Below are 17,416 nucleotides of genomic sequence, written 5' to 3'. Positions count from 1 at the left end.
TACCTATACTATCGATGTACCCTTGTTGCAAAGGAGGAAGTCGCATGGGTCGCACGAAACTTGGCAACGCCAATGCACAACGCAATAACAACGCAAAGCAAAAAAACGGTTTTAATAATGAATTTGCTTCCTATGCGGAAGTAGAAGCGAAAAAAATGAAAAACGAACATAAAAATATCCGCTAATCTAAATGGGGCTGTCCTATGGACGCCCCTTTTTTGCTTTTTTTCTTGATCATTTTATGTTTTAATAAACGTAGCGGGAGGGAAATCAATGAAAAAATTCATTGTCGCTATATTGCTGCTTGCTATTACTGGATACGGCATTTGGAATGCGTTGGCAGCAGAAAAAGCAAAGGAAGTCGGTCTTTCTGTAGGTAACGCTGCGCCCGATTTTTCGTTGCAGACATTGAATGGCCAAACGATACATTTATCTGATTTTCGCGGAAAGCCGGTAATCGTCAATTTTTGGACAACATGGTGCCCGCCGTGTAAAAAAGAAATGCCTGATATGGAAAAATTTTATAAAGCCTATCATTCTGACGTGGAATTGCTTGCGGTTCATTTAACGTCGCAAGATACTCGTGAAAATGTAAAGTCATTTATCAATGAATATCAACTATCGTTTCCAGTGGTGTTGGATGAAAAAAAGAAAGCATTAGAACTATATCATATTCAAACGATTCCAACATCGTATATCATTGATAAAGATGGTGTCATTCGCAAAAAAATTATCGGTCCGATGACATATAAACAAATGGTGGAAATAACAGCGGCATTCCGTGAATAAAAGCATCTTTCTTAACAGAAAGGTGCTTTTTTATTTGCAACATAAAATTTTTCGAAAAGTTGTAATAATTTTCAGCTATTTTGGGAATTAATGAAATTAAAATAATAATTGAGAGGAGGGCTAAGAAATGAGAAAAACCCGTAAAATGACATTTCAAGAATTAATTATGGAAAATAAACGTCAATTACTCAATGACCGTGAAGCAATGGAAAAAATCGAAAAAAAATTGGAAGAACGCATGTTAAAAAAAGCAGAATAAGCCATGCATAGCGATCATCCGGGCGGACAGACTAGATGGTGAGGAGGCGAGGTACATGAGCAATCCGAGGGGAAACCCAAAATATTTCAATCCGAACCATCTAGGCACCCAACCTCGTGCCGCTGGAGGAAATAAAGGGAAAAAAATGCAAGATCAATCTGGGCAACATGCTCAAGTGATTCAAACAAAAGGCGAATAAATACCGAATGACAATCACGAAGGAGGAAACGTGATGGTACATCATCGTCCTAAACCGGATGATCGTAGCGATAATGTAGAAAAATTGCAAGATATGGTACAAAACACCATTGAAAATATCGAAAAGGCTGAAGAGACAATGCAATTCGCTTCTCCGGAAGAGCGAGAAAAAATCGCTGAAAAAAACAAGCGGCGCGAAGAAGCGATTGCAGCAATGCGTGCTGAAATTAAAGATGAGGCAGCGGCACGCGAAAACGGCTATCGATAATATAGACAACGGAGTAATCCTGATTGCAGGATGACTCCGTTTTTTTTATCTAATAAAACATGGAGTATGATAAGATATAGTTGTATACACGCAAGGATAGTAACGGAGGGAGAACTAATGAAAGTCGCTGAAAAGCAAATTGAAGTACGTTATGCGGAAACGGATCAAATGGGGGTTGTTTATCATGCTAATTATCTCGTTTGGATGGAAGTCGGCCGAACAGAACTGATCAAACAGTTAGGATTTCATTACGCCGATATGGAGAAAGAAGGAATTATTTCTCCAGTTATCGATCTTCAAGTATCATACAAAAAACCGCTTCATTATGGGGAAACGGCGACTGTCCGTACATGGATTGATGCATATGACGGCATTCGTGTGACATACGGTTATGAAATTTTGACACCGGATGGAGAAATTGCCGTGACGGGAAAATCTCAGCACGTTTGTGTAAAACGCGATACATTTCGCCCGATTGTCATTCGCAAATATTTCCCGGATTGGCATGAAGCATACGAACGTGCGAAAAAGTAAGGAGATACATACTATGGCTTTTGGAATTCGTAGGCAGGAATTAATCGAATGGAAGGAGAAAGTAAAAAAAGGGAAAATCGCGTTCTTAACTCATTATTGGTATGACGAACGGTTTCCACAATATACGACAGTAACAAAAGTCGGCTGTTCGGATGTAGAAAAACTTGCGGCATGGGGAGAAAAATACGGATTGCGAAGAGAGTGGATTCACCAGCGTGAGTTGTTTCCACATTTTGATTTGCTTGGAGAAAAGCAAATCATGATTTTGCAGCAAGAGGGATTGTTTGATCATCTTGAGCGGTTTCGTTTAGTGAGTAAAGGGGAGGGGAAACGGTGAATTTAACTAATTTGAAAGAGATGGGGAAAGGAACGTTGTTAGAAGCATTAGGTATTGAGATTACAGAGTTAGGAGAAGGACGTGTCGTAGCGACGATGCCCGTTGACCATCGCACACATCAGCCGTTTGGGCTTCTCCATGGCGGTGCTTCCGTAGCCTTGGCAGAAACAGTTGCGAGCATCGGTGCATATGCGCTCATCGATCAAGAAACCGAAAACGTTGTTGGCTTAGAAATTAACGCCAACCATGTATGCGCTGTTCGAAATGGCACTGTCACTGCTACAGGCACCGTTCTTCATCGAGGAAAGACGACAATGGTATGGGATATTAAAATCGTCGATGAACAACAGCGGCTTGTCTGTGTTTCTCGCTGTACGATCGCCGTTATTAAAAAAAGCTAGCCTTTTCAAAAAAAGTGCTAGCTTTTTTGCTTCAGCAATACGTTCCTTCTTTTCATCATGAGAAGCGGGAACGATCAATCGATAATAAATACCGGTTCATTTGCCTGCTCATTGAAATCGATGGTTAAGTTATGGCCATCAAAATACCATATGTCGCCATCCTCTATAAAAAAGGTGATTCCACCGACCGTTGTTTGCGCTCCTGGTTCTACAGGCTCATCTTTTGCCACACCAAGCGAAAATCCTTTTTGTACGGTGCTGCATCCACCGTAGCGCGCGAAAAAGCGGACAGCATCCCCCTCTTGTAAGTCAAGCTCTTCTTTGTACCATTCGAATGCTTTTGGCGTCAAAATAATGTCCATTTTTCACCCTCCTCATCTTTATTATAACATGATGTAAAAAGTTCATAATGTGACTAAATCGTGTCCAGTTGACAAAAAGTAAAAAGAGAAATAAAAAGGAGGACTAAAAATGGAGAAAAAAACCTCGTTTCCGCTGAGCTACGAATCCGATGGAGTGATGGGAAAAAAATCGAAAAAACGATCCAATAGCCGCAAAACGGAAAAAAATGATCGTGATTTTTTCAACACTACACCATCAAGCGAATAAAGTAGCCAGTAGGCTGCTTTTTTCTTTAGAAAACTACTATACAAATGCGCCATTCAACGTTATTATAATCGAGGAGTATTTTTTACGAAAGGAGTGACGTTTTCGTATATGAGTAGTCGAAGTTCGAGTGAACCAGAGCCGGAATATAGCGGGGGAGCATTGTCTTCTTCTTTTTCGATCACTGAGCTACTCATCGTACGAAAACGGGCTCCGATCGGAAAAGGAGAAGCGCAAACTTCCTCGCGGTGAAAAGGAGGAAGGATGCGTATGATGAAAATGTATTTATCGGATGCAAACGGAAAAATGAGAGAAATCGATGAAATTCAAAACGGCTGCTGGATTAATTTGGTAGCTCCGACGGAAGACGAAATCCGTTATATTGCTAATCATCTTGATATTCCAATCGATTCAATCACAGATGCGCTTGATGATGAGGAACGATCACGCATAGAAAAAGAAGATAATCACGTATTGATTATCGTTGATATTCCCATTGCCGCAAATGATGAAGTAGATGGTCCAATGTATGAAACGATTCCGATCGGCATGATTATTACGAATACGTGCTTCATTACTGTCTGTCTGCAGCAAAATCCGATTTTCGAGGAGTTTTCGAAAAACAAAATTAAAAACTTTTACACGTTCATGAAGACGCGTTTTGCTTTGCAAATGCTATATGTGATTTCCACTTATTATTTGCGTTATTTAAAACAAATTAGCCGCAGAACGACGGAAATCGAAAAAGAGCTTCATCAATCGATGAAAAATAAAGAATTGCTTTCGCTCCTCAGTGTGGAAAAAAGCTTAGTCTATTTTATGACGTCGCTGAAGGCGAACAATATTGTCATGGAACGGCTATTGCGTCTGAATTATTTGCGCATGTACGAAGACGATCAAGATTTGCTGCAAGATGTCATTATCGAAAATAAACAGGCGATTGAAATGGCGGAAGTATACAGCAGCATTTTAAGCGGAACGATGAACGCGTTTGCTTCGGTCATTTCGAATAACTTGAATATTGTAATGAAGTTTTTAACAGCGATTACGATTGTGATTTCCTTGCCGACAATGGTTGCAAGCTTCTATGGCATGAACGTGCCGATTCCATATCAGCATTCACCGTATGCATTTATGGTGGCGATGTTGATTGCTGGTTTGTTATCGACCATTACTGCGCTTATTTTTTGGAAAAAGCGATATTTTTAATTTCCAAAAGGGCTGCCTGTTATGTTTCAGGCAGCCCTTTCTTTTTGGATGAGGCCATTCCGCCGGAAAGCACAAATTTCATTGCTTCTTCCGGCTTCATATCAATAACCTGCACTTGTTCTTTCGGCACTAAAAAGGTAATGCCCGCTACCTGGAACGTTTGCGGAATATAGACAGCGACATGGTCTTGGAGCGGATTGAACCAGTTTGCGACTTCTTCTGACGTGATAAATCCGATGCATTTCATTCCTGTATTAGGCAATTCCACCAACACTACTTTTGAAAAGGACCGTTTTTCGCCGACAAAAGAGGTGATGGTATCTTTTATTACCGAATAAACCGTTTTAATTAACGGGATGCTTTCTAACAGGCGATCAACAAGCCGAATGATTTTGCCGCTAATATATTGTGTGGATAACCAGCCGAGAACGGTAATAAGAATGATCGTACATAATATTCCGATTCCCGGTATGTAATCATCTTTGAAATATGGCCGTACGTAGCTGCCGAACAGTCCATCAAAAAATGCAAACACTTTATAGCATACATATATCGCTAAAATAATCGGCACAAATGTAATCACACCGTTAATAAAATTTTTTACGAAAAACTTCATCCGTGTTCCTCCCTCTCTTTTTGTTACTTTATCAACTTATCAGTTTTTATCTGTGAAAACAAGATAGAAAAATGACGAACATTATTTATGTATACACGAAGAAAGGTTCGTGTTTTATGTTGACGAGAAGGAAAATAATTGATATAGTTACAAATGGAATACGGGAAGTGGGGGATTGAACAGATTAAGAGCCATTATGATGTCATTGTCGTCGGCGCAGGTCCGGCAGGCATTTTTACAAGAATAACTGCTACGAAAGCCCGTGACTTTAGTCATCGGGATGAAGTGGCTGAATAATAAAATTATTAGAATATTCTTTATTATTATAATTGTAACCTATCTAATGTTTGGTTATCATGATATTAGATAGGGGTGATTTATTAAATCTCTATGATCAATATTACATAAAGAAGGAATGGTTTATCTTCATCCATATCATGTGATTTTCTACCCAAAATACAGACGAAAAGTGTTAGTCGGTGAGATGGAAAAAGATTTAAGAAAAATTTTTTATCAAGTGGTGAAAGAAAAGGATGTTGAAATCCAATCGTTAGAAATCATGCCTGACCATGTTCATTGGTTTATTTCCTTATGATCCAAGAATTCATATTCATGCGTTAATCCAGAAATTGAAAGGTCGAAGCAGTCGTATTTTTCGTGAAAAATATCCGCCCTTGAAAAGTCGACTGCCTTCCCTTTGGACTCGCGGCTATTTTTGCTGTACAGTTGGATGTGTTTCAGAAGAAACCGTTAGGAAATACATTGAAAATCAAAAACATGTGTAAAGGAGGTGGGTTGCATTGGCGGGAGCGAAAACACCAAGCTATGTATTGACGTTGCGGCTCCAGACAGAATCATGGCAAAAACATATCCTCGAAAAGCGGTTTGAAATCGGCCGCTGTTTGTATAACGCCTGTTTAGAGGAATGTTTGAAGCGGTACAAAAAACTCCAACATGATTCCCGCTATCAAGACCTTGCTCAACAGAAGCCCTCCAAAGAAAAAAATCGCCAACTTTCCGACCTGCGAACCGAGTACGGACTCTCCGAATATGCGATGCACGCTTTCGTTCAGCCAATGCAGCGCCACTTCCGCAAACACATGGACGCGCATACGGCGCAAAAAATCGCCACCAGAGCGTGGAAAGCGGTAGAAAGGTTCTTGTTTGGCGCTGCCAAACGGGTGTATTTTAAACGGTTCGGCGAAATGGGTTCGTTAGAGGGAAAATCGAATTCCGCAGGGATTCGCTTCAAAAGCCATGCCATCCATTGGAATGGGCTGATGATCCCTGTCATCATCCAACCAAATGATGTGTATGCCCATCTCGCCTTGCAAGACCGAATCAAGTATTGCCGCATTGTACGTAAACGGATTCGGGGGAAAGTAAAGTATTATGCCCAACTCATTTTGGAAGGGGTTCCGCCGCAAAAAATCAATCGGCAAACCGGCAAAGCCAAGCATCCCCGTGGTGAAGGAGTGGTCGGCATTGACATTGGCACGCAAACGATCGCCATTTGCGCTCCGAACGAAGTAAAATTGTTGGAACTCGCTCCAAGTGTGGATGACATCCATCCGGAAAAAAGGCGGCTGCAGCGAAAACTAGACCGGCAGCGGAGAGCAAATAATCCAAATAAGTACAACGAAGATGGAACCATCCAGCGAGGAAACAAAGAAAAGTGGGTGTGGAGCAAAAATTATATCAAAACAAAAAATCAATTAGCGGAACTGCAAAGGAAGTTAGCGGAAAAACGCAAGCAAGATCATAATAAGCTGGCAAATTGGATATTATCGTTAGGCAATGATATTAAAGTGGAAACAATGAATTATAAAGCATTGCAAGCAAGAGCGAAAGAAACAACGATGAATGAGAAAACAGGAAGGTATAATAGAAAGAAACGATTTGGTAAAAGTATAGCGAATAAAGCTCCAAGCATGTTTTTAGCCATATTAGACAGAAAATTACGGTATGACGGAAAAACGCTCAAAAAAATAGATACATTCTCTGCGAAAGCCAGCCAATATAATCATATCACGGGTGAATATGTAAAAAAGAGGTTATCCGAACGATGGAACGATATGAATGGCTGTAAAATTCAACGAGATTTATATAGTGCGTTCCTCATCATGAATGCGAAAGATCACTTAAAAGAAATCGATAGAGAAAAATGTTTTGCGACATGGGAAAGATTTAAGCGACTGCATGATAAAGAAGTAGAACGTTTAAAAAATAGTGGTAATAAATTATTAAGCAGTATGGGAATTTAAATGATGAAAAGCGTCTTGAACCGGGCGCACAGGGCGCTAAGCACCATTGAGGTGTTTGCCCATGAAAGTCTTGTGGAATGAGAGTGAGTGTCTATACGAAGGTATAGACGAAGCTCTTTAGTACACAAGAACCTGCCGACTTTAGTCGTGCAGAGGTTCAGGCCGACCATCTTGATGAAGTATGGGATCAAAATAGTTAACCTTTATAAAATTTTAGTTGACAATATAACTTCACTTCCGATACGATAAATGTAATCATATGGAAAGGGGAGAGGAAGAATGCCAAATTGGCTGGAATTAGCCGATCGTGTCATCGAAGGGTATGAATTGACCGATGAAGAAGCGCAAGCAATTTTAGATTGTCCCGATGAAGAACTGCTTTTGCTGATGCAAGGCGCGTATAACATTCGCCGCACATATTACGGCAATAAAGTAAAGTTAAATATGATTATTAACGCGAAATCCGGGCTTTGTCCGGAAAACTGCGGATATTGCTCACAGTCTGCCGTTTCGACAGCGCCGGTAAAAACGTATAAAATGGTGGATAAAGAAACGCTTATTCGCGGAGCGGAAGAAGCATATCGCATGCGCATAGGGACATACTGTATTGTCGCAAGCGGCCGCGGTCCGAGCGAAAAAGAAATCGATACCGTTGTTTCAGCGGTCAAAGAAATTAAAGAACGCTTCGGTTTGAAAATTTGCGCATGCCTCGGCATTTTGAAACCAGAACAAGCAGCGCGCCTGAAGGAAGCGGGAGTAGACCGCTACAACCATAACATTAACACATCGAAAGAACATCACCCGAACATCACGACTTCCCATACATATGATGACCGCGTAAGGACCGTTGAAACGGTAAAACAAGCTGGCATTTCTCCTTGTTCCGGCGTCATTATCGGCATGAAAGAAACGAAGCAAGACGTTATTAACATGGCACGAAGCTTGCGCATTCTTGATGCGGACTCCATTCCTATTAACTTTTTACACGCGATTGATGGCACGCCGCTTGAAGGAACAAATGAGCTCGATCCACGATATTGTTTAAAAGTATTGGCATTGTTCCGCTATATGAATCCAACGAAAGAAATTCGCATCGCCGGCGGACGGGAAGTGAATTTACGCTCGCTTCAGCCGCTTGGCTTATATGCGGCAAATTCTATTTTTGTCGGCGATTATTTAACAACAGCTGGCCAAGAAAAATCAGAAGATTATCGGATGCTGGAGGATCTTGGCTTTGAAATTGATTTTGCCGAGGAACAGCAGGCTGTCTGTTAATGGTTGATTTACGCTGTCTCTTTTACGGAGACAGCTTTTTTTTGTAAAGTGCATGAATACGAATCAGTAACGAACAATAAAAAATAAAAGCAATGATGGGATGTGACATACGATGTACGAATGCATCATTATCGGGGGCGGCATTGCCGGATTGCAGGCGGCGATCCAGCTCGGCCGTTATCATCATCGCGTTCTTGTGATCGATGCAAACAACTTGGCGTGGAACGATTAGAAAACAAGCATATTCCTACAAATCCACGGACAAAACAAACAAATGTCCCGAATATTTGGGCGGCAGGGGACATTGGCGTTCATTCGGAACAAGTGACGATCGCCATGGGGGAAGGAACACAGGCAGCCATTTGGATTCATAAAAGCATTGTGAATGAACAAAGTGATCAAAACTAATAAGAAGCGTGCAACTCCTATTTTTCATAAGGTGAAACATAAAATATTTTCATGAAAATGCATCTTTCAGCGTACTATTTCATTACAAGAAAAAAGGGGGGATGGAAGCATCTATCATTGAATTTTACATAAAATGCTTGACGAAGATTAACGAAGAAAAACGCGGCTTTAGTTGTTTGACAGATGACAAAATCAAAAAAACTCATTAAAATGAACAACAAAGAATAGAAGGGAGAGGATGAGGACAATGGCGCGTTCGTTTTACCATTATTTATTGAAATTTCGTGATGGAAAAAAAGAAGATCCGTTCGTTCGGTTTGCTAACGGGGCATATTACGATCATAGTTTCCCGAAAACATCCGCCGATTATGATGAAATTAGTCGATATTTAGAACTAAACGGCGATTACTTAGATAGCATGATTATATTTGACGAACTATGGGAACAGTTTTCACAGGAGGCGTAAATGTCTTCCCATTCCCATATTTCTTTTTTTGTAAGCGTTACCAAAACACTTTTTTCGGGATGGAAAGGGGTGTCCACTTATTTTTGCCTGCATATAATGTAGTATCACTGCTTTTAAACGGGGGATATAGATGAGTGGTGCAAAACGGCCAAAATTTTCTATTGGAGATATTGTCGTGAATACGTTGTATGGAACGGTCGGCACGATAACGAATATTCAACAAATAGATGATGCATTTTTATATGAAATTAATCACAGCCGCAGTTTATTTATGGAACATGCGTTAGTTTTATTATCAGAATTTACTGGCGATTTATGGATCACGCAAGAAATAGAAGTGGAATTGCCGTTTTTCTTAGGTGAAATCGTTCGCGTCCACGATTACGGCGACGATCTATTTAAAGTGATTGGGGTGCGTACGGAAATTTATCGCTATCAAGAAGAAGGATGGGAAGAAATTGTCTATGAATTAAAACGATTGATCGACGGCTGGGAAATTGAAGTCAATATGGAGGATGTCGTTCCTTTAGCAGATGACGAAGAATCATCCGTCATTATTTTGCAAGATATTGTCCTATCGGCGCCGATAAAAGCATACGTGCTTCTTTCTCCTTCCGAGGAGACGACCCCATCACAATCCATTGATGAGCTGCTTGATATGTATAATGATTACAAATATTTATACGAATGGTTTGGCGATGAACAATATAAACAAATGATGGAAACAGTTGTAAAACGTTTACGAATTGTTGCCAATTACCATAATAAAAATTGAACTAAAACGAAAATGAAATAAGGAACGCCAAGCAATATCATAGCCGCTCCCAGCAAATTCACAACTGTTTCCATTGTTTTATCGATGATTGACTGCTTGTCCATACAATTTCCCTCCGCTATTGTTTTTTACGCTACTAATGTATGGGCGAAGAGGGAAAATTAGTACATAGATGATCAAATTCTTTTGACATAAAACGGTATAAGTGCACATAAAACAATTACAAAGGGGGCGAGATGTGGTGAAGGAAATTGAGGTTGTTATTGATACGGAAGAAATTGCCGAATTTTTTTATCATGAATTGATCCGCCGCGGTTTTGTACCGACGCAAACGGAACTAGAAGAACTAGCGGATATTACGTTTGATTATTTATTGGAAAAATGTATTATTGATGAGGAGCTTGACATAGGAGACAACGACGAGTAAGCACTACTCGTCGTTTTTTATTGAACTGCTTTGACAGCTGCGTTTAGTGTTTGAATATTACGCATATAGTTTGCCGTTATATCTTCTTCTTTCATAACAGGGATGGTTTCCATCATTTTGATAATAGTTTTATCTGTAAACCAGTCACGGCGGTCGGAAAACGGATGGGAGATATTCGGCCATACCGTCTCCAAACGTGGACTATAAATCCGGAAAGGATCTGCTTTTTCTGCAGAAAATAGCTGCGGCCAAAAATCGGCGCGTGAACCGGTATGCGCATGTTGTGAGGCAAATTGGTATGCTCGCTTTGCCAGCCGATGTTGAAAAAACAATATACTATAAAGTGATTTGCCGATATGAATACGATGATGGACATCCGCAAAATCACGAACGGTGGTGCCGGCAAGACGGATGTGGGGACCAGCCTGATACGGAATCAGCACATCGTTAAAGCCAAGCCATTGTTCCGCAATAAATGGCATTGTCGACAGCACATGCGTCTGAAAAAATTTATTTTCCATCACTCTCTTTTGAATATACTGTTGTTCGTTAATAATCAGCGCCACTGTGATTACTGGTGAATTTTTTGTTTCAAAAAAATATTCCCAAAACGGTTTCATAAAAGAAGAAACGGAAAAACTAGCCAGAAGGTGAAATAACGGTTTTTTCTTTTGTTTACTTTTTTCATATAACAAAAGTTGGGGGTAAGCGTCATGAAAAATCAGCGCGTTCGCTCTTTCTAAAAATAAAAAAAGCGGATGAATGTGTTCGGCAGGAAGAAGACGTGGAATGACACTTCCTTTTAAATCTGTCATATTCCATCCGCCATTCCGGGAAACGATATGTGCCAAAAATGCCCAATGTACTTCCGGATGACGCTCGAAAAACGACAAATAGGCTGCTGTCCGTGTAATGTTATTGCGGTTATAATTCGCTGTTTTTTGCTTAATTTCGGAAACTATTTTATGTTCTTCCTCGGTGATGTGAGGGTGCGACGGGCGCTCCCATTGCTTCGAAAGTTGATGCAACAGTGATGAGGAAGCAATATCAATGTGGTGCCTATATAAAAAGTAGCGGTACAGTGACTGCACCGGATGAGCGATTCGGGATAAAAAATGATTTCGTTCTATGGCGACATCCCTCCTAGCATTCATTTTGGATGAAAGTGAAACGAAGCTCGTTTTATAAGCAATCTGTTCGAAAAGGAGTGATTGCGATGTTGAAAAAAATTATCAAAGCCATTTTCAAAGGAAGCATGTCGCATCATTATCATAAAGGCCATTACAGCAGCAGCGACCATTATCATAATTCAAAGGAGCATTATTCACATACCCATCCTTCCCACTACGGTTATAAGCATTATAAAAAGAAACACCATAGCGGCAGCTTCTTTTCAAGCTTTTTTGGGAGTTAACGATGCGTCTACCTTATTTTTTCTCTTCGTTTGCCTGCTTATTCGAACACCGGTATTGAAAAGTCATTCGACAAAACAAGAGCAATTTTGCTGAAGGAATCGACATCGCTTATCACTAATATTTTATGAAATAAATGGGTAAAAGGAGCGATGTCGAATGGTACGTCTATTAATGAAAAAAATGCTCCATGTAGAGCGTAAGTATGATATCACTATATTTCAAACCCCAAGTTTTGGGCAGACGAAAGGGTACAGACAAGTATACAGATTGACGATCAATGCGTCCAATCACCAAGAAGCATTATCATATCTTTATCGTATGTTTAACGTATCTGATTTAATGCCAAAAGATTATCAAGCACGTTTTATGAGTACAGGAGATATCGTCTTAATTGATGAAGGACTAAAGGGGCAAGTGTATTACAAACTATGTCCGGAAGGATGGAAAAAAATTAATCGCATTCATATTCGTTAGTATAAAAATTCTAAATATTCTGTTTGAAAAAGAAAAAATGATGATATAATGAAGAAAAAAGTCGAATAGTTTACGTAAATTTCGGGTATGGATAATAAAGGAAGGGAGGCGATCACTTGGAGAGAAAAAAGAATAGCCGCGAATTTCCGAAACTAGCGCCGGGAATGGATGATGAGAAGGAGCTTGACGAAAAAGCGACAAAAGAAGAGATTGCCCGGGGGGAATATACAAAAGTAGTTACTTTATCATTTGATGAAGTAGATCCTTCCACATAGAAACCCTTGTGTAACACAAGGGTTTCTAGATTATTTTTTTCATATAAAACGGCTTTCATCATTGATTGCATTGTTATGAATCCGGGTTGTCGTGATGACCCGGTCCGTTTTTTCTGCCTCCCGCGGCGGAGAATTCTTTCGCATGTGCGGCATCCTCAGCAATCAACGCTTCTTTTGGGATATGGTTATTCTTTTTTTGGCCGTTGATGCGGTTTCGGTGTTTTTTACCCATAAATAGTTTCCTCCTTCTTATTGCATATAGCTAGGAAATCCTGTGACTGGAGCGATCAGGTGAAGTGGAAAACGGTTTTGAACCGATCCGTCAAGCGCTAAACACTAAGGAAGTGTTTGTCCATGATACTTACGGAACAGAGTGAGTGCCTGCACGCAGGTGTAGGAAAAACTCTTACGTCCGTCAAAATCTGCGACTTTTCTCATGCAGAGGTTCAATATTAGTTTGTACAGTTAAAAGCGATTCATTCGCGAAAGTTTTTGCAGTTAAATGATGATGGGGAAGGGGAAACGATGATGGCCGCGCTTTTTGTTTCCTTGTTGCTTTGCGTAATATCTGCAGCCATTTTGTTATTTGTCAAAGAACAAATAGAACGAATATTTTTTCGTTGGAAAGACGTTCCTTTTTTACATGTGATGAACGTGCTTATTGCAGGGGGGATTGTGGCAACTTCTTATTATATGTTTAGCGATATTGACGTGCATTTGTCAAAAATGACATGGACAAAACAGTTTTTGTACGTTTATGCAGGAGCAATAGAATTATTTCTCCCTATGTATATACTCGGCTGTTGGTTTATTCGCAAACGAAAAGAACGGGAGAAAAAATATACACTGAGCAAAGATAAAAAAGTATTGTATATTAATGAAAAATATTTAGCGCGCCGCCGGGATGATTATCACTCGAAGACATCATAAACAAAGGGAGAATATTTCTCCCTTAAAACTTTGTTTTTTCTTTTTTCGAAGTAGACGGTTGATTACTCGAACGGGATGATGGATTTGTTTTATTCGCATATTCCACTGCTTGTTCCAATTTCTTTTTCATCCGTGTGATGCCTCCTTTCGAAAATTGAGACGAATGTATACAGCAAAAGTGCCATGAATGTTGCCAAGGGGTATACTCAGTATGCCCGTAGCGATTATTTTTTACACATCACACTGATTGTGTGATATGATAAAAAGGGCATAAAACGTGGTGCCAAAGAAGATAGGATGAATAAAGGAGGTATACCGCTTGAGCATTCATATCGAAGCAAAACAAGGAGAAATTGCCGATAAAATTTTGCTGCCGGGTGATCCGCTTCGCGCCCAATATATCGCGGAAACATTTTTAGAAGGAGCGACATGTTACAACCGCGTGCGCGGCATGCTTGGCTTTACTGGTACATATAAAGGCCATCGCATTTCCGTGCAAGGAACGGGAATGGGAGTTCCTTCAATTTCTATTTATGTCAATGAGTTAATCCAAAGCTATGGTGTACAAACATTAATTCGCGTTGGAACATGTGGAGCAATTCAAAAAGATGTGAACGTTCGTGACGTCATTTTAGCGATGAGCGCATCAACGGATTCGAATATGAACCGTTTGACTTTCCGCGGGCGGGATTATGCGCCGACAGCGCACTTTGATTTGTTGCGGACTGCTTATGAAGTCGGTGTCGAAAAAGGGTTGAAGTTAAAGGTTGGCAACGTCTTTACCGCTGATATGTTTTATAATGACCAACCGGACTGGGAAACATGGGCGCGTTACGGCGTTTTGGCTGTCGAAATGGAAACGGCGGCGCTATATACGTTAGCGGCAAAATTTGGCCGAAAAGCGCTTTCTGTATTAACGGTAAGTGACCATATTTTAACAGGAGAAGAAACAACAGCCCAAGAACGGCAAACCACGTTTAACGACATGATTGAAGTGGCGCTAGAAACGGCGATCCGTGTTGGATAATAGATGTTTAAGTTCAACGCGCGGCTATCATATTTCATTGTCATTCGCATTTAATTATAGCCGCTTCTAACAGTCATTGCGATGAAGTGGTGCCAAATATAGCGAAACGGGATATGCTAGAACGTGGGCTTTCTGTCGTGTATAGATTCGGAAAAGGTGAAATAATGAAACAGCTGTTTCGATGGATGATTTTTGTATTGCTTTTTTTATTTAGCGGATGCAGTCAATGGAATGATTTTCCAGAGGGGCATGAAAAAGCATCAGATAAAACGAATAAACATATAATCACTCATCATGAAAAGAAAGAAAATGAAACGCCAAAAAAACCGGCTGATTCTAAAGATCGTGAAGCGATAGATCCGGATCTATTGTTAGAACCGGAATATTGGAATATTGTTGAAGTGCAAAACGGCCAGAAAGTGATTATGAACCCAAGTAATATATTAGCGCTTGTGAATAAAGAACAATCGCTGCCAGCTGCATATAAGCCGAACGATTTAGTTGCACCGCGCGTTCCGTTTTCGTTTGCCGAAAAAAATGTGGACAAGCGGTATATGCGCGCCGAGGCAGCGAAAGCGCTCGAAGCGTTATTTGCCGCCGCTCGTAAAGAAGGAATCCAGCTTGTAGCCGTGTCTGGCTATCGTTCATATGAGCGCCAAAAAATGATATTTGCGGAAGAAGTAAAAGAAAAAGGAAAAGAGAGGGCGATTCATGCGGTCGCACTGCCAGGGCAGAGCGAACACCAAACTGGATTGGCAATGGATATAACAAGCCAAAGTGTTGGGTACAAATTGACGACTGCTTTTGGAGAAACAAAAGAAGGAAAATGGGTCGCCCTGCATGCGCATGAGTACGGATTTATTATTCGCTACCCAAAAGGAAAAGAAGCGATTACGGGATACCAATATGAGCCTTGGCATCTTCGGTATGTCGGCAAAAAAGCAGCAAAAGTGATGTTTGAAAGACAAATTACGTTAGAAGAGTATTTTCAAATCGTAAGGAAAATGTAAGGAGAAAACGGCCTGCAACCATCGGCAGGCCGTTTTTTTACGTTCTGTTGCATCATACGCAGTAGTGGTTTGCCTTTACTCAAAAAAGTTATCCGAGTAAGAAAAAGTTTGTCCACATCTATACTCCTTCCAAAAGCCAACTTTGTTGCTATAGACTTACATGTTTTTATATTGGTACACTTATAAATGCAGAAAGGACAGCTAGGTTGGTGAAATGTGTGGAAACAAAAGGGAAAGCAGAATTAGGGGCTTGGGTCAGTATCGTTAGCTACATAATATTAGCGATAAGCAAACTCATCGTCGGTTCTATTGCTCATTCTGACGGCGTCAAAGCGGACGGATGGAATAATTTTAGCGATATTCTTGTTTCTGTCGCGATTTTAATTGGGATTAAAATTGCCAAAAAACCGCGTGACCGCAACCATCCGTATGGACATTCACGCGCGGAAAATATCTCATCTTTAATTGCTGCGTTCATGATGATGTCCATCGGCATCGATGTGATCATTGAAGGAATTTCTTCCGTTTTTCAATCCGAAAAAGAAAGTGCTCCTGAGCCTTTCGCCGCATTTGTCGCTGTTGCATCTGCTCTTGTAATGATAGCCGTATATTATTTTAATGCACAGTTAGCGAAACGAACGAATAGTCAAGCGCTTGCTGCGGCCGCAAAAGACCATCTGTCCGATGCGCTTGTAAGCATTGGAACGGTCGTTGGAATTATTGGAGCGCAAGTTCGTCTATTGTGGCTTGATCCGCTTGTGGCTGCACTGATTGGAGGAATGATTTGTAAAACCGCTTGGGAAGTATTTATGGAAACGTCCCATACGTTAACCGATGGGTTTGACGAACATATGTTGACGACATACAAACAAGAAATCGCAGCCATTGATGGGGTAAAGAACGTTGCCGATATAAAAGCAAGAATGTTAGGCAGTTATGTCGTCCTTGATGTAACAATACATGTTGATCCAAATTTAACGGTGGTAAAAAGCCACGAAATTGCCGATGAAGTGGAACGCCTGATGAAAAAACGCCATAATATTGAAGCGATGCACGTCCATATCGAACCGGAAAGAACTCCTTAATCTGGGCATTTGCCCGGCCGTTATGATGGGCGGATGCATATAATGACGGTGAATCGTCAAAGAAGGCGCCCGCTATAAGCGGTGTTTACTCTTAAATGATGGTTGTTTGTGCTTGCCTTGGCCGTTATTTAACGAAAAAGGAGGAGATTATGATGTGGTATTATGATGGATATGCGCCGCATTACTATGGTTACGGTTATGGAGGCCGCTTTGGTTACAGCTTTTCATTTACTTTAATAGTTGTCTTATTTATTTTGCTGATTATTGTGTTAGCAGCAGTAAGATAAAGACGCCTGTTTACGGCAGGCGTTTTTTCTTGGAAAAAAACAGAAAACGAATTATAATAAATCAGTAAAATGAAAGCAATA

At 40.5% G+C, this 17,416-nt stretch carries 33 protein-coding genes and 1 pseudogene; 29 read left to right on the top strand and 5 right to left on the bottom strand.

Features of this window, described 5'->3' with window-relative positions:
* Window positions 1-44 precede the first annotated feature (44 nt).
* From B9L23_RS20500 to B9L23_RS11995, 8 genes are all read left to right on the top strand, one after another.
* Window positions 45-185: a hypothetical protein gene (locus B9L23_RS20500; protein ID WP_015864064.1), complete on the top strand. Its 141-nt coding sequence runs from the start codon at window positions 45-47 to the stop codon at window positions 183-185.
* An 88-nt stretch (window positions 186-273) separates the two neighbouring features.
* Window positions 274-789: a redoxin domain-containing protein gene (locus tag B9L23_RS12025; RefSeq protein WP_062755981.1), complete on the top strand. Its 516-nt coding sequence runs from the start codon at window positions 274-276 to the stop codon at window positions 787-789.
* Between the two features lie 127 nt (window positions 790-916).
* Window positions 917-1,048, top strand: coding sequence for an FbpB family small basic protein (locus B9L23_RS12020; RefSeq protein ID WP_015864062.1), 132 nt, complete (start codon window positions 917-919; stop codon window positions 1,046-1,048).
* A gap of 55 nt (window positions 1,049-1,103) precedes the next feature.
* Window positions 1,104-1,247, top strand: coding sequence for an acid-soluble spore protein N (locus tag B9L23_RS12015; RefSeq protein WP_015864061.1), 144 nt, complete (start codon window positions 1,104-1,106; stop codon window positions 1,245-1,247).
* A gap of 33 nt (window positions 1,248-1,280) precedes the next feature.
* The gene (tlp, locus tag B9L23_RS12010) at window positions 1,281-1,514 is read left to right on the top strand and encodes a small acid-soluble spore protein Tlp (RefSeq protein WP_089097729.1); all 234 of its coding nucleotides are present in this window, start codon (window positions 1,281-1,283) and stop codon (window positions 1,512-1,514) included.
* Between the two features lie 117 nt (window positions 1,515-1,631).
* Window positions 1,632-2,048 carry an acyl-CoA thioesterase gene (locus B9L23_RS12005; RefSeq protein ID WP_081189208.1) on the top strand — a complete coding sequence of 139 codons (417 nt, stop codon included), beginning with the start codon at window positions 1,632-1,634 and terminating at the stop codon, window positions 2,046-2,048.
* 13 nt (window positions 2,049-2,061) lie between these two features.
* The gene (locus B9L23_RS12000; protein ID WP_062755977.1) at window positions 2,062-2,385 is read left to right on the top strand and encodes a hypothetical protein; all 324 of its coding nucleotides are present in this window, start codon (window positions 2,062-2,064) and stop codon (window positions 2,383-2,385) included.
* A gap of 20 nt (window positions 2,386-2,405) precedes the next feature.
* Window positions 2,406-2,786 (top strand): hotdog fold thioesterase, encoded by a 381-nt coding sequence (locus tag B9L23_RS11995; protein WP_171699310.1) that lies wholly within the window; start codon window positions 2,406-2,408, stop codon window positions 2,784-2,786.
* 74 nt (window positions 2,787-2,860) lie between these two features.
* On the opposite strand, the gene B9L23_RS11990 is transcribed toward B9L23_RS11995, so the two are convergent.
* Window positions 2,861-3,148 carry a HesB/YadR/YfhF family protein gene (locus tag B9L23_RS11990; RefSeq protein ID WP_062755973.1) on the bottom strand — a complete coding sequence of 96 codons (288 nt, stop codon included), beginning with the start codon at window positions 3,146-3,148 and terminating at the stop codon, window positions 2,861-2,863.
* A gap of 109 nt (window positions 3,149-3,257) precedes the next feature.
* On the opposite strand from B9L23_RS11990, the gene B9L23_RS20495 reads away from it, so the two are divergent.
* The 3 genes from B9L23_RS20495 (at window position 3,258) to B9L23_RS11985 (ending at window position 4,601) form a co-directional block, all read left to right on the top strand.
* Window positions 3,258-3,395, top strand: a complete 138-nt coding sequence (locus B9L23_RS20495) for a hypothetical protein (RefSeq protein ID WP_015864055.1) — start codon at window positions 3,258-3,260, stop codon at window positions 3,393-3,395.
* A gap of 108 nt (window positions 3,396-3,503) precedes the next feature.
* Complete coding sequence (locus B9L23_RS20490) at window positions 3,504-3,644, top strand: hypothetical protein (RefSeq protein WP_156779788.1); 141 nt, start codon at window positions 3,504-3,506, stop codon at window positions 3,642-3,644.
* Between the two features lie 18 nt (window positions 3,645-3,662).
* Window positions 3,663-4,601: a magnesium transporter CorA family protein gene (locus B9L23_RS11985; protein WP_062677371.1), complete on the top strand. Its 939-nt coding sequence runs from the start codon at window positions 3,663-3,665 to the stop codon at window positions 4,599-4,601.
* 19 nt (window positions 4,602-4,620) lie between these two features.
* On the opposite strand, the gene B9L23_RS11980 is transcribed toward B9L23_RS11985, so the two are convergent.
* Entirely contained in the window at window positions 4,621-5,217 is a 597-nt protein-coding gene (locus tag B9L23_RS11980; RefSeq protein WP_062677370.1) for a DUF502 domain-containing protein, read from the bottom strand.
* A 153-nt stretch (window positions 5,218-5,370) separates the two neighbouring features.
* On the opposite strand from B9L23_RS11980, the gene B9L23_RS20485 reads away from it, so the two are divergent.
* The 9 genes and pseudogenes from B9L23_RS20485 (at window position 5,371) to B9L23_RS11945 (ending at window position 10,405) form a co-directional block, all read left to right on the top strand.
* The gene (locus B9L23_RS20485) at window positions 5,371-5,514 is read left to right on the top strand and encodes a hypothetical protein (protein ID WP_169712566.1); all 144 of its coding nucleotides are present in this window, start codon (window positions 5,371-5,373) and stop codon (window positions 5,512-5,514) included.
* A gap of 118 nt (window positions 5,515-5,632) precedes the next feature.
* Entirely contained in the window at window positions 5,633-5,812 is a 180-nt protein-coding gene (gene tnpA / locus B9L23_RS21115; RefSeq protein ID WP_233252989.1) for an IS200/IS605 family transposase, read from the top strand.
* Window positions 5,787-6,002: an IS200/IS605 family transposase gene (gene tnpA / locus B9L23_RS21785; protein WP_205729486.1), complete on the top strand. Its 216-nt coding sequence runs from the start codon at window positions 5,787-5,789 to the stop codon at window positions 6,000-6,002. Before tnpA (B9L23_RS21115) ends, tnpA (B9L23_RS21785) begins: the two co-directional genes overlap by 26 nt.
* Before the next feature lie 15 nt (window positions 6,003-6,017).
* Window positions 6,018-7,481: an RNA-guided endonuclease TnpB family protein gene (locus B9L23_RS11970; RefSeq protein WP_012749498.1), complete on the top strand. Its 1,464-nt coding sequence runs from the start codon at window positions 6,018-6,020 to the stop codon at window positions 7,479-7,481.
* 279 nt (window positions 7,482-7,760) lie between these two features.
* The gene (gene bioB / locus B9L23_RS11965) at window positions 7,761-8,756 is read left to right on the top strand and encodes a biotin synthase BioB (protein ID WP_062755965.1); all 996 of its coding nucleotides are present in this window, start codon (window positions 7,761-7,763) and stop codon (window positions 8,754-8,756) included.
* A gap of 112 nt (window positions 8,757-8,868) precedes the next feature.
* Entirely contained in the window at window positions 8,869-8,988 is a 120-nt protein-coding gene (locus B9L23_RS21780; protein WP_015864049.1) for an FAD-dependent oxidoreductase, read from the top strand.
* Window positions 8,964-9,164: pseudogene (locus B9L23_RS11955) on the top strand (pyridine nucleotide-disulfide oxidoreductase); the annotation flags it as partial. The gene B9L23_RS21780 and the pseudogene B9L23_RS11955, both read left to right, overlap by 25 nt.
* A gap of 247 nt (window positions 9,165-9,411) precedes the next feature.
* Window positions 9,412-9,630, top strand: coding sequence for a YozE family protein (locus B9L23_RS11950; RefSeq protein ID WP_041269683.1), 219 nt, complete (start codon window positions 9,412-9,414; stop codon window positions 9,628-9,630).
* 130 nt (window positions 9,631-9,760) lie between these two features.
* Window positions 9,761-10,405 carry a hypothetical protein gene (locus B9L23_RS11945; protein ID WP_062755961.1) on the top strand — a complete coding sequence of 215 codons (645 nt, stop codon included), beginning with the start codon at window positions 9,761-9,763 and terminating at the stop codon, window positions 10,403-10,405.
* Here the strand turns inward: B9L23_RS11945 and B9L23_RS21410 are convergent.
* Window positions 10,387-10,509 (bottom strand): hypothetical protein, encoded by a 123-nt coding sequence (locus B9L23_RS21410; RefSeq protein WP_255265223.1) that lies wholly within the window; start codon window positions 10,507-10,509, stop codon window positions 10,387-10,389. The two genes, B9L23_RS11945 and B9L23_RS21410, sit on opposite strands and share 19 nt — an antisense overlap.
* 137 nt (window positions 10,510-10,646) lie before the next feature.
* On the opposite strand from B9L23_RS21410, the gene B9L23_RS11940 reads away from it, so the two are divergent.
* Window positions 10,647-10,832: a YozD family protein gene (locus B9L23_RS11940; RefSeq protein WP_041269910.1), complete on the top strand. Its 186-nt coding sequence runs from the start codon at window positions 10,647-10,649 to the stop codon at window positions 10,830-10,832.
* Between the two features lie 17 nt (window positions 10,833-10,849).
* Here the strand turns inward: B9L23_RS11940 and B9L23_RS11935 are convergent, their stop codons facing one another.
* Window positions 10,850-11,986: a DUF2515 domain-containing protein gene (locus tag B9L23_RS11935; RefSeq protein ID WP_171699258.1), complete on the bottom strand. Its 1,137-nt coding sequence runs from the start codon at window positions 11,984-11,986 to the stop codon at window positions 10,850-10,852.
* Window positions 11,987-12,048: 62 nt separating this feature from the next.
* On the opposite strand from B9L23_RS11935, the gene B9L23_RS11930 reads away from it, so the two are divergent.
* From B9L23_RS11930 to B9L23_RS20480, 3 genes are all read left to right on the top strand, one after another.
* Entirely contained in the window at window positions 12,049-12,246 is a 198-nt protein-coding gene (locus B9L23_RS11930) for a hypothetical protein (protein WP_062755957.1), read from the top strand.
* Window positions 12,247-12,403: 157 nt separating this feature from the next.
* Entirely contained in the window at window positions 12,404-12,721 is a 318-nt protein-coding gene (locus B9L23_RS11925; RefSeq protein ID WP_062677717.1) for a YodL domain-containing protein, read from the top strand.
* Between the two features lie 116 nt (window positions 12,722-12,837).
* The gene (locus B9L23_RS20480; protein WP_015864043.1) at window positions 12,838-12,996 is read left to right on the top strand and encodes a hypothetical protein; all 159 of its coding nucleotides are present in this window, start codon (window positions 12,838-12,840) and stop codon (window positions 12,994-12,996) included.
* A 73-nt stretch (window positions 12,997-13,069) separates the two neighbouring features.
* Here the strand turns inward: B9L23_RS20480 and B9L23_RS20475 are convergent, their stop codons facing one another.
* On the bottom strand, window positions 13,070-13,228 hold the full coding sequence (locus tag B9L23_RS20475; RefSeq protein ID WP_015864042.1) for a hypothetical protein: 159 nt from the start codon (window positions 13,226-13,228) through the stop codon (window positions 13,070-13,072).
* Window positions 13,229-13,524: 296 nt separating this feature from the next.
* On the opposite strand from B9L23_RS20475, the gene B9L23_RS11920 reads away from it, so the two are divergent.
* From B9L23_RS11920 to yjcZ, 5 genes are all read left to right on the top strand, one after another.
* Window positions 13,525-13,926: a hypothetical protein gene (locus B9L23_RS11920; RefSeq protein ID WP_041269682.1), complete on the top strand. Its 402-nt coding sequence runs from the start codon at window positions 13,525-13,527 to the stop codon at window positions 13,924-13,926.
* Window positions 13,927-14,245: 319 nt separating this feature from the next.
* Window positions 14,246-14,953, top strand: a complete 708-nt coding sequence (gene deoD, locus B9L23_RS11915) for a purine-nucleoside phosphorylase (RefSeq protein ID WP_089097728.1) — start codon at window positions 14,246-14,248, stop codon at window positions 14,951-14,953.
* 164 nt (window positions 14,954-15,117) lie between these two features.
* Complete coding sequence (locus tag B9L23_RS11910; protein ID WP_089098316.1) at window positions 15,118-15,963, top strand: M15 family metallopeptidase; 846 nt, start codon at window positions 15,118-15,120, stop codon at window positions 15,961-15,963.
* A 206-nt stretch (window positions 15,964-16,169) separates the two neighbouring features.
* Complete coding sequence (locus B9L23_RS11905; protein WP_089097727.1) at window positions 16,170-17,048, top strand: cation diffusion facilitator family transporter; 879 nt, start codon at window positions 16,170-16,172, stop codon at window positions 17,046-17,048.
* Window positions 17,049-17,200: 152 nt separating this feature from the next.
* Window positions 17,201-17,335, top strand: a complete 135-nt coding sequence (yjcZ, locus tag B9L23_RS11900) for a sporulation protein YjcZ (protein ID WP_121910054.1) — start codon at window positions 17,201-17,203, stop codon at window positions 17,333-17,335.
* The last annotated feature ends 81 nt before the right edge of the window (window positions 17,336-17,416 follow it).

The sequence above is a fragment of the Parageobacillus galactosidasius genome (genome assembly GCF_002217735.1).
Classification (GTDB): domain Bacteria; phylum Bacillota; class Bacilli; order Bacillales; family Anoxybacillaceae; genus Parageobacillus_B; species Parageobacillus_B toebii.
Note: the sequence above shows the minus strand (reverse complement) of the source record. Positions and strands in the feature narration are given on the sequence as shown.

Coding starts and splice junctions, on each gene's coding strand:
- B9L23_RS12020 (WP_015864062.1), top strand. CDS start 917: ATGAGAAAAACCCGTAAAATGACATTTCAAGAATTAATTATGGAAAAT.
- B9L23_RS11990 (WP_062755973.1), bottom strand. CDS start 3,148: ATGGACATTATTTTGACGCCAAAAGCATTCGAATGGTACAAAGAAGAG.
- B9L23_RS20485 (WP_169712566.1), top strand. CDS start 5,371: ATGGAATACGGGAAGTGGGGGATTGAACAGATTAAGAGCCATTATGAT.
- tnpA (WP_205729486.1), top strand. CDS start 5,787: ATGTTCATTGGTTTATTTCCTTATGATCCAAGAATTCATATTCATGCG.
- bioB (WP_062755965.1), top strand. CDS start 7,761: ATGCCAAATTGGCTGGAATTAGCCGATCGTGTCATCGAAGGGTATGAA.
- B9L23_RS21780 (WP_015864049.1), top strand. CDS start 8,869: ATGTACGAATGCATCATTATCGGGGGCGGCATTGCCGGATTGCAGGCG.
- B9L23_RS11945 (WP_062755961.1), top strand. CDS start 9,761: ATGAGTGGTGCAAAACGGCCAAAATTTTCTATTGGAGATATTGTCGTG.
- B9L23_RS11985 (WP_062677371.1), top strand. CDS start 3,663: ATGATGAAAATGTATTTATCGGATGCAAACGGAAAAATGAGAGAAATC.
- B9L23_RS11950 (WP_041269683.1), top strand. CDS start 9,412: ATGGCGCGTTCGTTTTACCATTATTTATTGAAATTTCGTGATGGAAAA.
- B9L23_RS20490 (WP_156779788.1), top strand. CDS start 3,504: ATGAGTAGTCGAAGTTCGAGTGAACCAGAGCCGGAATATAGCGGGGGA.
- B9L23_RS11925 (WP_062677717.1), top strand. CDS start 12,404: ATGGTACGTCTATTAATGAAAAAAATGCTCCATGTAGAGCGTAAGTAT.
- B9L23_RS11980 (WP_062677370.1), bottom strand. CDS start 5,217: ATGAAGTTTTTCGTAAAAAATTTTATTAACGGTGTGATTACATTTGTG.
- B9L23_RS20500 (WP_015864064.1), top strand. CDS start 45: ATGGGTCGCACGAAACTTGGCAACGCCAATGCACAACGCAATAACAAC.
- B9L23_RS11930 (WP_062755957.1), top strand. CDS start 12,049: ATGTTGAAAAAAATTATCAAAGCCATTTTCAAAGGAAGCATGTCGCAT.
- B9L23_RS12005 (WP_081189208.1), top strand. CDS start 1,632: ATGAAAGTCGCTGAAAAGCAAATTGAAGTACGTTATGCGGAAACGGAT.
- B9L23_RS12000 (WP_062755977.1), top strand. CDS start 2,062: ATGGCTTTTGGAATTCGTAGGCAGGAATTAATCGAATGGAAGGAGAAA.
- B9L23_RS21410 (WP_255265223.1), bottom strand. CDS start 10,509: ATGGACAAGCAGTCAATCATCGATAAAACAATGGAAACAGTTGTGAAT.
- B9L23_RS11935 (WP_171699258.1), bottom strand. CDS start 11,986: ATGAATGCTAGGAGGGATGTCGCCATAGAACGAAATCATTTTTTATCC.
- B9L23_RS20495 (WP_015864055.1), top strand. CDS start 3,258: ATGGAGAAAAAAACCTCGTTTCCGCTGAGCTACGAATCCGATGGAGTG.
- B9L23_RS11910 (WP_089098316.1), top strand. CDS start 15,118: ATGAAACAGCTGTTTCGATGGATGATTTTTGTATTGCTTTTTTTATTT.
- B9L23_RS12025 (WP_062755981.1), top strand. CDS start 274: ATGAAAAAATTCATTGTCGCTATATTGCTGCTTGCTATTACTGGATAC.
- B9L23_RS11995 (WP_171699310.1), top strand. CDS start 2,406: ATGGGGAAAGGAACGTTGTTAGAAGCATTAGGTATTGAGATTACAGAG.
- B9L23_RS11920 (WP_041269682.1), top strand. CDS start 13,525: ATGGCCGCGCTTTTTGTTTCCTTGTTGCTTTGCGTAATATCTGCAGCC.
- tlp (WP_089097729.1), top strand. CDS start 1,281: ATGGTACATCATCGTCCTAAACCGGATGATCGTAGCGATAATGTAGAA.
- yjcZ (WP_121910054.1), top strand. CDS start 17,201: ATGTGGTATTATGATGGATATGCGCCGCATTACTATGGTTACGGTTAT.
- B9L23_RS20475 (WP_015864042.1), bottom strand. CDS start 13,228: ATGGGTAAAAAACACCGAAACCGCATCAACGGCCAAAAAAAGAATAAC.
- tnpA (WP_233252989.1), top strand. CDS start 5,633: ATGGTTTATCTTCATCCATATCATGTGATTTTCTACCCAAAATACAGA.
- B9L23_RS12015 (WP_015864061.1), top strand. CDS start 1,104: ATGAGCAATCCGAGGGGAAACCCAAAATATTTCAATCCGAACCATCTA.